Genomic DNA, 12648 nt, shown 5'->3' with positions numbered 1-12648 from the left:
AAACGGAGGAAAAGAAGATGAGCATGAGCAAGAACATCGCACGCCTGGCAGTAACCGCCGGCCTCACGGCGGCGTTGAGCTTCGGCGGCGTCATGGCCCCGGTGACCATGGCGTTTGCGGCGGGTACGCCGACGGTGGCCATGGACGGCAATGTAAAGATTGACGAGAAGACCTATAAGGACACAACCTTTAAGGGTATCCAGATTTTCAAGGCAAAGGTTACGCAGAATTATGATGGAAGTGCCTGGTCTGGCGATAAGACCCTTTCCGATATTGATTGGGCGTCGCCTGAAGTTATGAGTGTTGTGACTGATGCATTTGCTGGCGTCGCGGAAGCTCCTGCTGCGAATGCAGGCGCTCAGGCTTGGGCCAAGTACATTAAAGATAATGCCGGTAAAATAGTTGATCAGACTGCCAAGGTTGACGCTGGCTCCACGTTGGATAAGATTGCTGCCGCACTTGAGGGCTCGACTCTGACTTGGACAAACCCAAGCGATTCCAGCAAGGGAGACTTTAAGGCTTTAAACCCTGGCTATTGGCTCTTTGTGACTGCAAGTGTTGGTTCGACCACATCTAGCGATTCGGCCAACGGCAATACCGATGCCTATACCTCGCCAATCTTTGCCGTCGTTGGTGGCGAAGACGTGAATGTTGATTCCAAAAAGGATGTCCCCAACGTGACCAAGGCCGTTAAGGACGACAAGAATGGCAGCTTTGTTGATTCGAACAAAGCTGTTCCCGAGGGTTCTTCTCAAGATGTCTTTACGGCGCCCAATAGGGTTGCGGACTCTGCATCCGATCAGCTGGTTGAGTATCAGCTTGCGGGTACCGTGGCCAGCAATATCAATACTTATAAAGAGTACAGCTATACCTTCACCGATGAACTGCCTTCTACGATGGTGCCCGAGCTTAATGGCAATGATCCCGTTGTCGAGGTCAAGATTGGCGATAAGGTTGTTCATCCGGGTAGCTACAGCAAAGAGTATGCAAATGGCAAACTCGTGGTTTCGTTCTCAAATCTGAAAAATGCCTGTGCGAAAAAAGACGATGGCACCAAGGGCGAAATCATTAACGTTGACGGCAGCTCAAAGGTCTATGTGAACTATAAGGCAAAGCTTGACCCCACGAAGGTTAACGCCAATATGCTCGGTATAGGCCAGATGAACACCGTTACTCTGACCTATTCCAATAACCCTCACTCTGAAAAAGACAAAGGCACTACAGTCGTGCATCCCGCCTACGACTACACCTACGGTATCGATGTTAAAAAGGTTGGTTCCGATGAGACGAACCCGCCTCTCGCAAACGTTGAATTTACTCTGCAAGAGGTCGGTACTGGAAAGTTCATCAAGAAGGACGGCACAACTGCGAGCAGCGAAACTGAGGACGGCGCAATTCTCAAGACGAATTCGACCGGAATGATAGAGGTCCTTGGCCTTGATGAAGGCACGTATATTCTGAAGGAGAAAACTCCTGCGCCCGGTTACGACAATTCTCACGGCAGCAAGGGCATCACGTTCACCATTACGCGTGGCAATCTTTCTGAGAGCAGCACTGAAGTGGTCAACCCTGAGGTTGAGGTAACTGACGGAGATAATAAGGGGCTCGTTAAGGCCGACAGCGCCACTAACGGCATGGTGCATCTCACCGTCACCGATAAGAAGGGCTCCAACCTCCCGCTGACCGGTCTTAACGGCGTGACCTTCACTTGGATCGCTGGTGGCGCGGTGCTGTGCATCGGCGTGGCTCACCTCATCCGCAGCCGTAAGCAGGCTGAGGAGTCCGAGCAGGAGTAACGCTCGCTCACCCATCCCTTTGGCAGGTGGGATGTGATGGCCATGAGACTTGCGGACACTTTTCTCGTCCATCGACGTTCTTGCTTTGCCATTCTCTTTTCGGGGCAGACTCCGCACTGGAGTCTGCCCCGATTTTTTGGGATAACGCAGTCAGCCTCCATCGTCCGATGCGGGCACGTTCGTCATCGCGTTTCTTGACTCGTATGAGGTTCGGTTTAAGGTCCGTAGGCGCACGCGCGGTGCGGACGGTAGAAGGCATTTGCGCCGCAACAAGCGCAAATAAGAATGCCCGGGGTTAGAGGCCCGGGCATTTAACAACACCGGAAACTGCTCGCTCGCGCTTTCGAACACTTACGCGGGGCGTGTCGTTTCCTGTAACGATTGTATCCCGAATCGCCCCGCCGATTCGGGACATTTGAAAACGCAAACACGTCGGGCAAACCCGGACAATGCGGCCAGGCTCCGCTGGGCGAGGAGCCGTGTGTGTAACTATCGAACAAATGTTTGTCAAAATCGCGTTTACCAGCCGTGGGTGCATGCGCTCGCAGTAAAATGGCCTTGCGACGCATCCCGTGCGCGGGCGGCCGACGACTCGATCGGAGGTCCCCAAATGCTGAAATTCCTTAACGCGCTCGCCGCCCTCGCGGCGGTGGGCTCGTTCGTCATCGCGTTTCTTGACTCGTATGAGGTTCGGTTTAAGGTCCGTAGGCGCACGCGCGGTGCGGACGGTAGAAGGCATTTGCGCCGAAAGCGCAAATAAGAATGCCCGGGGGTCGGATCCCGGGCATTTAACAAAAACTGAAAACTAGGCCGCCCGCGCTCTCGTACACTTACGCGGGGTGCGTCGTTTTCTATTGACATTGTATCCCGAATCGCCCCGCCGATTCGGGACATTTTGAAAACTCAAATGCTGGCTTATCCTCGACTGGACGGTGCGGTCTAGCTGTGTTGTCGGGCGGGGGAGCCTGCTAATCGGCTATTATTTGTTTAGACAACTTGAGTTGTAGAGGAGTGACTGGCGATGGTGCAGGGCGCCAAACATATGAAGAGCAATAACGCCGCGGACAACGGCGGCTCAAGCCCTCAGCCCAAACCTCAACCAAAGCCCAAGCGCCGCCGCAAGCGGCTGCCGCGCTGGGCCGATCGGCTCATCACTATCGTCATCATCCTTATTGGCGTGGGCCTTATGACCTGGCCGTGGATTTTGGACCGGCTCGAGGCCTCGGGCGTGTTCAACCAGATCAGCACCGTGTCCAGCACCGTGGACGCGCTATCTGCCGAGGAGCGCGAGCGCATCCTGCTCCAGGCGCGCTCCTTTAACGAGCAGCTGGCGGGCGAGGCCACCGAGCTTCCCGCCGACCAGATCGAGCCCTACGCCCAGCAGCTCATCTTTGACCGCGACCCCATGATGAGCTGGGTCGAGATCCCCTCCATCGACGTGAGCATGCCCATCTACCACGGCACGAGCGAAGAAGTCCTTATGGCGGGCGTCGGGCACTTGGAAGGCACGAGCCTGCCGGTGGGCGGCACCTCGACGCATTGCGTGCTCACCGCGCACTCGGGCATGCGCAACCTGAGCATGTTCGACGACATCCACTCGCTGGAGCCCGGCGACCTGGTGCTGCTGCACACCATGAACAAGACGCTCGCCTACAAGATGGTGGACTCCGAGGTGGTGCTGCCCGAGGAGATGGAGTCGCTGACCATCGAGCCCGGCGCCGACAAGGTGACGCTCGTCACCTGCACGCCCTACGGCGTGAACGACCATCGCCTGCTGGTGCATTGCGTGCGCACCAAGTACAACAAGAAGGACGTCGACAAGCAAAAGTCGCTGGCCGGCCGCCACTGGGGCAAGCGCGAGTTTGCCGTGCTCATCGTGGTCGTAGCCATTGTGCTGTTGCTGCTGGATATCGTGATCCACGCGGTCCGCAAGCGCCGCAAGGTCAAGGCCTCGGCATAAGACATTCTCCAGAACCACCGCAATGGGGACAGGCATTTTTGTGGTGGTCGGGGGCTTCCAAACCATCACAACATTCGATGAAAATCGCGATTTTGGCGAAAAGCGTCGAATGTTGCGATGCTTTTCGTTGCGGGCGGGACGGTTTTCGTTGTGGGCGGGACGGTTTTGCATTGTGACGTGCAGATTTTGCTGCATAACCGCCGGGACGCATCCGCCGCCCTCGTTACGTTTTCGCTGCATTTGGGTAAAGCACCTGCTCCAAGCGGCGTTGCCTTGTATACTAGAGCGGTTTATCTGTTATGCGGAAGGGAGCGCCTATGGCACTCAGCGAGAAAGACGTGCGCGGCATCGCCGAGTACGCAAAGATCGCACTGACCGATGACGAGCTCACCCAGATGACGTCCTACATGAACGACGCCGTCCAGATGCTCGAGCCCGTCTTGCAATATGACTTGCCCGACGTGGAGCCCACGTTCCATCCCATCGGAAGCCTGTCCAACGTGATGGGCGATGACCTGCGCGAGCCCGAGCGCGACCTGCCGCTCGACATTGCGCTCGAAAACGCCGGCAGCGCGCGCGACCGCTACTTCCGCGTGCCGTCCATTTTGGGAGAGGGGGAGAGCGAGTAATGGCGCAAAGCTTCGATTCCCTTACCGCCGCCCAGATCGCCGCGGGCGTTGCCGCCGGCGACTTTACCGCTACCGAGGTGGCCCAGGCCTCCCTTGCCGCCATCGAGGCGCGCGAGGGCGGGGTCCAGGCATTCCTGCAGGTGGCGCCCGAGCTTGCGCTCGAGGCCGCTGCGCGCGTGGATGCCGACCGTGCCGCAGGCAAGCCACTGCCCCCGCTCGCGGGCGTGCCGCTGGCCATCAAGGACAACATGAACCTCGTGGGCACGCGCACCACCTGCGCTTCCCGCATGCTCGGGGACTACCAGAGCGTCTACACCGCCACCTGCGTCCAGCGCATGCTCGATGCCGGCTGCCTGCCCATGGGCAAGGCCAACATGGACGAGTTTGCCTTTGGCAGCTCCACCGAGAGCTCGGCGTTCCACCGCACCAACAACCCTTGGGATACCAAGCGCGTGCCCGGCGGCTCTTCGGGCGGCTCCGCTGCCGCCGTCGCCGCGGGCGAAGTCGCGCTCTCGCTGGGCTCGGACACCGGCGGCTCCATTCGCCAGCCGGCGTCGCTGTGCGGCGTGGTGGGCTTTAAGCCCACGTATGGCGCCGTGAGCCGTTACGGCGTGGTTGCCTTTGGCTCGTCGCTCGATCAGGTGGGCCCCTTTGGCCGCACGGTCGAGGATGTCGCGCTGGCCATGAACGCGCTTACCGGCGCGGGCCACGATCCGTACGACTGCACGAGCCAGGATTGCGCCGTCGACTTTACCGAGCATCTCAACGACAGCATCAAGGGCAAGCGCGTGGGCATCATCCCCGCGTTTATGGAGGCCGAGGGCCTGACGCCCGAGGTCAAGGCCGCTGTTCAGCGCGCCGCCCAGGAGCTGCAGAACCAGGGTGCCGAACTCGTGGAGGTCGACCTGCCGCACCTGGACGCCGCCATTGCCGCCTACTACGTCATCGGCCCGGCCGAGGCGTTCTCCAACCTGGCCCGCTTCGACGGCATTCGCTATGGCTACCAGGAAGAGGGCTGCGCCAACCTGTCCGACCAGAGCTCGCTCAGCCGCGCCCACGGCTTTGGTGCCGAGGCCAAGCGTCGCCAGATGCTCGGCGCCTACCTGCTCTCCTCGGGCGTGTACGACAAGTACTACTATGCCGCGCAAAAGGCCCGCACGCTCATCACGAAGGACTACGACGCCGCGTATGCCAAGGTGGATACCATCCTGATGCCCGCCTCGCCGCGCACGGCCTTTAAGTTTGGCGAGATCAGCGACCCCACGCAGATGTACCTCTCCGACCTGTACACCATCTCGCTCAACATTTGCGGCAACGGTGGTATCTCGGTGCCGCTGGGCCTGGGCGAGGACAGCAAGCTGCCCGTTTCTGCCCAGCTGGTGGGTCCGGCCTTTAAGGACCGTCAGCTGCTCACGTTTGCCCACGCCCTGGAGCGCGGCTTTGCCGATGCCGCCACGGGTGCGCCCGCGCTTTCCGTCGCGTCCGATTTTGCTGGGAAGGGAGGCGAGCTGTAATGAAGGAGCTTTCCGAGGTCCTGCAGGATTGGGAGGCCGTGATCGGCCTGGAGATCCATACCGAACTCACCGCACTCGATACCAAGATGTTCTGCAACTGCAAGCTCAGCCACGATGACGAGCCCAACGCCAACGTGTGCCCGGTGTGCCTGGGCCTGCCCGGCGCGCTGCCGGTGCCCAACAAGCGCGCTATCGAGAGCATCGTCAAGGCCGGTCTTGCCACCAACTGCGAGATCCAGCGCCACTCGATGTTCTACCGCAAGCACTACTTCTATCCCGACATGGCCAAGAACTTCCAGACCACACAGGGTCCGGTCGCCTTTGCCATGTACGGTCACCTCGATCTGGACGTGACCGGTCGCGGTGCCGCCGAGCGCCCCGATTGCGCGTTTGGCGAGGCCGAGGCCCAGAGCCTGGCGAGCGCCTCGGCCAACGCCGAGGGCCTGTCCACGTCCATGTCCTCGACCATGCGCGAGGGCAATCAGCGCGCAGGACACTTGGCCAGCTATGATGCGAGCAATATGACCATGCCGGAGCGTCGCGAGGACGGTTCCTATACCGTACCCATCCGCATCCTGCGCATCCACATGGAGGAGGATGCCGCCAAGATGGTGCACGTGGGCGGTGCCGAGGGCCGCATTACCGCCGCGGCCGAGTCGCTCGTCGACTACAACCGCTGCGGCACGCCGCTCATCGAGCTCGTGACCGAGCCCGATCTGCGCACGCCCGAGGAGGCGCGCCTGTTTATGGAAAAGCTCCGTCGCATCTTTGTGACGCTGGGCATTTCCGACTGCTCCATGGAGAAGGGCTCCATGCGCTGCGACGGCAACGTGAGCCTGCGTCGCCGCGGCGAGACCAAACTGGGTACCAAGACCGAGCTCAAGAACCTCAACTCGTTTAAGAGCCTGCACGACGGCCTTGCCTACGAGATCTGCCGTCAGGCCGAGGTGCTCGAGGAGGGCGGTATCATCTACCAGGAGACCCGCCACTGGGAGCCCAGCCGCAAGCGCACTGTGGTTATGCGCGTCAAGGAGACGGCCGACGACTATCGTCTGTTCCCCGATCCCGATCTGGCGCCGTTCGATTTGGACGACGAGTTCATCGACCGCTGCCGTGGCGAGATCCCCGAGCTGCCCGATGCCAAGCGCGCACGTTTTGAGGCCGACTTTGGCATTAAGGCGGCGGATGCCGAGCAGATCGCCGGCGACCCGGAGTTTGCCAAGTTCTTTGAGGCCGCCGCTGCCGGCATGGCCGGCAAGGAGGCGCAGACGGTTGCGAACCTGCTGGTCAACGAGATGATCGCCTACCTTAAGGGCGCGGGCGTTTCGCTGGCCGAGTCCGGTATCGCGCCGGCTCAGGTGGCAGCGCTTGCCAAGCTGCTCGCGACCGATACCATCAGCTCCAACCAGGCGCACGAGGTCTTTGAGGCCATGGCCCAGACCGGCGACGATCCCAACAAGATCGTCGACGAGCGCGGCATGCGTCAGGTGAGCGACGCCGGCGCGCTGCAGCCGATCGTGGACGAGGTACTGGCAAACTGTGCCGAGCAGGCGCAGCAGTATCGTGACGGCAACCAGAAGGTCATCGGCTTTTTGGTGGGCCAGTGCATGAAGGCGAGCCGGGGCAAAGGCAATCCGAAGCTCTTCAACGAATTGCTGAGAACGTCGCTCTCGTAAACGGGAACCCGGGAGCCCCGGCAGGGCGGGTGCTTCCTCAAAATTTCAAACAGTCCTGCGCAAGACGAAGGCCACATTAAGTGGCCTTCTTTGCGTGCGGAACTCATTTTGAGCAAGCACCCGCCCTGCCGGGGCTCCCGGGTTCTGCAACGACTCGGCCGTTCGGGTCAGGCGGGGCTGAATGGAATAGAGTGAATGGGCGCGCCGTTTGCGCGCCCATTTTTGTAGAGGGGCAGTCCCTTTGCCACATTGCGGGCGGCCTTATTGATGCTGGGAGCGCCAGGCGGTGGGGGTGGTGCCGGTGTATTGCTTGAAGGCTTGGGCGAAGGCGGCCTGTTGTGGATAATCGAGCCGCTCTGCCACCTGCGCTATCGTCAGCGAGCTGTCGGCCAAAAGGTCCTGTGCCCGCTCCATGCGGCGCCTTCGTATGTAGGCGCCCAGAGACTCGCCGGTTTGGGCTTTAAAGGTGGCGCACAGCTTGGAGCGGCTTAAGAAAAGCCCCTCGGCCACCTCGTTGATGCTCGTATGTTTGCCCTTGTCGAGTGAGCGCTCTACCAGGCTCGTCGCTTCTGCGGCAATGGTCACGCTGGCGCGCGTGTCGGCCGCTCGCTGCGCTTGCCTGTGAGCCGCGTGTGAGCATGCGAGTTCGGCGACCATGGCCTCCACAATGCCTCGCATATAGACATGCCCGCCTACGGCGCGAGCGCGGTCCTCGTTGATTCGGCGTAGTGTGTGGCAGATGGCAGACACTGCCTCCTCTTGCCACGACTCGGCAAACGCTTCAAAGACCCCCGCGAACTCGGCGGGATAGCAATGTTCCAGCTCGTCAAAATAACCGGGCAAAAAGAGCACCGAGCGTGAGTGATAGAGCTGCCCTGCAAACAGCGGGCTTAGCTCTTCGCCGCAGCTATCTTGGATAAAGCTGCAGACTGCGCTGCTCGGCCACGGCCCACGCAACGGCTTGAGGTTTGCAGGCGTTATGCCAGCTTCGGGCATGCACATGAGCGTGGGCGCGCTGACCTCGCTCACGCACGCGTACGGTTCGGGTGTGTACTCGGCCAAGAGCATGTTGTGTGTCGGGGTAATGAAATGCTCCATGACGATGCAGGTGGGGGAAAGGGGCATGATCCATGCGCGTCCGTGCGCCCGATCGTTTGCCACCTCACCGGTAAAGACGGCGCCCTTGCCGGAAAGCTGCAGGCCAAACTGCTCAAACTGCGGTGCGTAGAGCTCGGTTATATCGGTTGCTGCCCGCCGCATTTTCAAAAGCGTCCCCTTCCTTTGCGGAAACGTCCACGCCTGGCTCGATTGTGTGCCTTGGCTAACACGCCAATGATAAGTTTCTAAAGGTTAACTCTCAAGCCGTTAGAAAGGAATCTCATGGCAAAGGGATCAAAAAAGGAAGGTGGCGGCATCGGCGAGCTGCTTGCATATGCCGGTGAACGTAAATTCCTAACGTATTTGGGCATGGCCCTCTCGGCGCTCTCGCAGCTGCTGGGCTTTGGCCCGTACGTGTGCATCTGGCTTGTTGCGCGGGACCTTATCGCCGTGGCGCCCAACTGGAGCGAGGCCACCGACATCGCGATGTATGGTTGGTGGGCTGTGGGCTTTGCCCTGGCGAGCATTGTGATCTATTTCGTGGGACTCATGTGCACGCACCTGTCCGCGTTTCGCTGCGCGTCCAATATCCGCAAGGCTACGAGCGAGCATCTGCTTAAGCTGCCGCTCGGCTACTTTGACACGCACGCCACCGGTGAGCTGCGCCGTATCGTAGACGGCTGCGCCGCCTCCACCGAGACGCTGCTCGCGCACATGCTGCCCGATATCGCCGGCGCCACCGCCATGGTCGTGGGCCTGCTCGTGCTGCTTTTCTCCCTCGATTGGCGTTTGGGCGCGGCGTGCCTTATCTCGGTCGTCGTTTCGTTTTGCGCCATGGCCACCATGATGAGCGGCAAGGGCGCCGAGTTTATGAAGGCTTACATGGGCGCGCTGGTCAAGATGAACAAGACCGGCACCGAATACGTACGCGGCATCCCCGTGGTCAAGGTATTCCAGCAGACGGTCTATTCCTTTAAGGCGTTCCACGATGCGATCGCCGAATACGCCGACATGGCGCAAAGCTATGCGGGCACGTTCTGCCGAGGCCCGCAGGTGCTCAACCTTACCGCGCTCAATGGCCTCGTGGCATTTCTTTTGCCCGTGGCGTTGCTGTTGGCGCCGGGCGAGACGGACTTCGCGCATTTTATGGTCAACTTCACGTTTTACGCGATCTTTTCGGCCGTGGTGCCGACGGCCATGACCAAGCTCATGTTTGTGGGCGAGGCCTCTCAGATGAGTGCCGATTCGCTGGCGCGCATCCGAAGCGTTATGGATTCCAAGCAGCTCTCCGTGCCCGCCCAACCCAAGCACCCTGTCGGCGGCGACGTGCGATTTGAGGACGTGAGCTTTACCTACGAGGGTGCCGAGGCACCTGCCGTCAACCATGTGAGCTTTAGCGTTCCCGCAGGCAGCACCCTTGCGTTGGTTGGTCCCTCGGGCGGCGGTAAGTCAACCTGCGCAAGCCTGATCCCGCGTTTTTGGGATGTTTCCTCGGGTCGCGTGCTTGTGGGCGGCGTAGACGTTCGCGACATGGATCCGCACGAGCTCATGGACCAGGTCGCCTTTGTGTTTCAGACCAACCAGCTGTTCCGCCAAACACTTGCCGATAACGTGCGCGCCTCCAAGCCTGGGGCCACTGACGACGAAGTGCGCGCGGCCCTCTCCGCGGCCCAGTGCGACGATATCGTGGCCAAACTCCCGCAGGGCATCGACACCATGCTCGGCGCCGGCGGGGCGTACCTTTCGGGCGGCGAGGTCCAGCGCGTGGCGCTCGCCCGCGCAATTCTTAAGGATGCGCCTATCGTGGTGCTCGACGAGGCCACCGCGTTTGCCGACCCCGAGAACGAGGCGCTCATCCAGCGCGCCTTTAGCAAGCTGGCGGCGGGTCGCACGGTCATTATGATCGCGCACCGACTTTCGACTGTGGTGGGGGCCGACAGAATCGTGGTGCTCAACCAAGGATGCGTGCAGGAGGCCGGTACCCATGCCGAGCTGCTGTCCCAAAACGGTCTGTACGCCAAGATGTGGGCCGAATACGAACAGGCCGCGAGCTGGAAGATCACTGCTGCCGCGGATGCCGCCGTCACGAAGGGAGGCGAGGCCTAAATGTTCGCCTCATTCCAAAAGAAGTATTTCCTATCCGATAAAGGCGTCGCCGGCGTAAAACGCGGCATTTTCTGGACCGCGCTCACCAATCTCATTACCATGGCCGGCATGGGCTTATTGTTCCTGGTCATGGCCGGTTTTGTCGAACATCTCGCCACCGGTGCCGACCTGCCGGATGCCCTGCCGATTGTGGGCGGCCTCCTGGTCTTTTTCGTGTTGCTCTTTGCCTCTAACTGGCAGCAGTATTACTACACCTACTGCATCTTTTACGAGGAGTGCGGCAAACAGCGTATGGAGATCGCCGAGCGCTTGCGCAAGCTGCCGCTGTCGTTTTTTGGCCGTCGTGATCTGGCCGATTTAACCGAGACCATTATGGGCGACGTCCAGGCCATGGAGCACGCCTACAGCCACGTGCTGGGAGAGCTTTGGGGTGCCATCATCGCAAGCGTCATTGTGTTCGTGGCGTCGCTGTTCTTTTGCTGGCAGCTGGCGATTGCGGCGTTTTGGAGCGTTCCCGTGGCCTTTGCCGTGCTGTATCTGACGCGCGGCCCCATGATCCCGGTGTTCGACCATGTGCGTGCCGAGAAGGTCAAGGTTACCGAGGCGATCCAGGAGACGCTCGACCGCGTGCGCGAGATCCGCGCCACCAACCAGGAGGCTCATTATCTTGAGGGGCTCAACGCCGTGATCGATGCCGAGGAGCGCGAGACCACCAAGGGCGAGCTCGCCAATGGGCTTTTGGTCAACTCCGCCTTTGCCATCCTGCGCCTGGGGATTGCCACCACGTTGGTCACGGGCGCTGCGATGGTCGCCTCCGGCCAGGTCGACTTTTTGATGATGTTTGCCTTCCTGCTTATGGTGAGCCGCATCTATGCGCCCTTTGATCAGGCACTGATGCTGATGTCCGAGCTGTTTGCCGCCGAGTCGTCGGCCAAGCGCATGCGTTCCATCATGGAAGAGCCCGTGGCGCGGGGCAGCGAGCAGTTTGAGCCCGTAGGCCACGATGTGGTGTTCGATCACGTGGCATTTGGCTATGGTGCGGGCGAGGACGGCCGCGCCGGCGAGAAAGTTCTTACCGATGTGAGCTTTACCGCCAAGGAAGGCGAGGTCACGGCACTGGTCGGTCCTTCGGGCTCCGGTAAGTCCACGGTGAGCCGCCTGGCCGCGCGCTTTTGGGACGCCACCGAAGGCACGGTCACCGTGGGCGGCGTGGATGTTGCGAGCGTGGATCCCGAGGTGTTGCTGCGCGACTACGCCATTGTGTTCCAAGACGTGCTGCTCTTTGACGACACGGTGATGGGAAACATCCGTCTTGGTCGTCGCGATGCCACCGATGAGGAAGTGCTTGCTGCCGCGCGTGCCGCCAACTGCGACGAGTTTGTGAGCCGCATGCCGCAGGGCTATGACACCATGATCGGCGAGAACGGCTCCAAGCTGTCCGGCGGTGAGCGCCAGCGCATCTCTATCGCCCGCGCGCTGCTCAAAGACGCGCCGATCGTGTTGCTGGACGAGGCGACGGCGAGTTTAGATGTGGAGAACGAGACCGTGGTGCAGCAGGCGCTCTCCCGCCTGCTCGCAGGCAAGACGGTTATCGTTATTGCCCACCGTATGCGTACGGTGGAAAATGCCGACAAAATCGTTGTACTCAAGGATGGTGTGGTTGCCGAGCAGGGCACTCCGGCGCAGCTCAAGGCGGCAGGTGGAGAATTCGCCCGCATGGTGGCGCTGCAAAAGGAAGCAGCTACCTGGCAGTTGTAAGAAGGGGCAAAGGGACAGTCCCTTTGTCACATTGACAATCGGTTACTCCGCATCGTTAATTTTCAAAAGGTTAGCCATGGCTGACCTAGATAGTTAGATAAAATTGAGATA

8 protein-coding genes are annotated in these 12648 nt (G+C 60.4%); 7 read left to right on the top strand and 1 reads right to left on the bottom strand.

Annotation, left to right across the window (positions count from 1 at the left end; all coding sequences use genetic code 11):
• Positions 1 to 23: 23 nt before the first annotated feature.
• The 5 genes from AAAX77_RS06575 to gatB all read left to right on the top strand — a co-directional run bounded on the left by AAAX77_RS06575 (position 24) and on the right by gatB (position 7575).
• Positions 24 to 1796 carry a SpaA isopeptide-forming pilin-related protein gene (locus AAAX77_RS06575; RefSeq protein ID WP_349105394.1) on the top strand — a complete coding sequence of 591 codons (1773 nt, stop codon included), beginning with the start codon at positions 24 to 26 and terminating at the stop codon, positions 1794 to 1796.
• Positions 1797 to 2838: 1042 nt separating this feature from the next.
• A complete protein-coding gene (locus AAAX77_RS06570; RefSeq protein ID WP_271729089.1) occupies positions 2839 to 3756 on the top strand; it encodes a class C sortase in 918 nt (305 codons plus the stop codon).
• A 317-nt stretch (positions 3757 to 4073) separates the two neighbouring features.
• A complete protein-coding gene (gene gatC, locus AAAX77_RS06565) occupies positions 4074 to 4385 on the top strand; it encodes an Asp-tRNA(Asn)/Glu-tRNA(Gln) amidotransferase subunit GatC (protein WP_118094387.1) in 312 nt (103 codons plus the stop codon).
• Positions 4385 to 5899, top strand: coding sequence for an Asp-tRNA(Asn)/Glu-tRNA(Gln) amidotransferase subunit GatA (gatA, locus tag AAAX77_RS06560; protein WP_349105392.1), 1515 nt, complete (start codon positions 4385 to 4387; stop codon positions 5897 to 5899). The genes gatC and gatA overlap by 1 nt, the downstream gene beginning before the upstream one ends.
• Positions 5899 to 7575 carry an Asp-tRNA(Asn)/Glu-tRNA(Gln) amidotransferase subunit GatB gene (gatB, locus tag AAAX77_RS06555; protein ID WP_349105390.1) on the top strand — a complete coding sequence of 559 codons (1677 nt, stop codon included), beginning with the start codon at positions 5899 to 5901 and terminating at the stop codon, positions 7573 to 7575. Before gatA ends, gatB begins: the two co-directional genes overlap by 1 nt.
• 261 nt (positions 7576 to 7836) lie before the next feature.
• Here gatB and AAAX77_RS06550 read toward each other — a convergent pair whose 3' ends face one another.
• Complete coding sequence (locus tag AAAX77_RS06550) at positions 7837 to 8835, bottom strand: helix-turn-helix transcriptional regulator (protein WP_349105388.1); 999 nt, start codon at positions 8833 to 8835, stop codon at positions 7837 to 7839.
• A gap of 120 nt (positions 8836 to 8955) precedes the next feature.
• Between AAAX77_RS06550 and AAAX77_RS06545 the strand changes: the two genes are divergently transcribed.
• Together AAAX77_RS06545 and AAAX77_RS06540 are read left to right on the top strand one after the other, a co-directional pair.
• Positions 8956 to 10779 (top strand): ABC transporter ATP-binding protein, encoded by a 1824-nt coding sequence (locus AAAX77_RS06545; protein ID WP_349105386.1) that lies wholly within the window; start codon positions 8956 to 8958, stop codon positions 10777 to 10779.
• Positions 10780 to 12537: an ABC transporter ATP-binding protein gene (locus AAAX77_RS06540; RefSeq protein ID WP_349105384.1), complete on the top strand. Its 1758-nt coding sequence runs from the start codon at positions 10780 to 10782 to the stop codon at positions 12535 to 12537.
• The last annotated feature ends 111 nt before the right edge of the window (positions 12538 to 12648 follow it).

Source organism: Collinsella sp. CLA-ER-H6 (assembly GCF_040092305.1).
In the GTDB taxonomy this organism is placed as follows: Bacteria; Actinomycetota; Coriobacteriia; order Coriobacteriales; family Coriobacteriaceae; genus Collinsella.
This window is presented reverse-complemented; position numbering and strand designations above follow the sequence as displayed.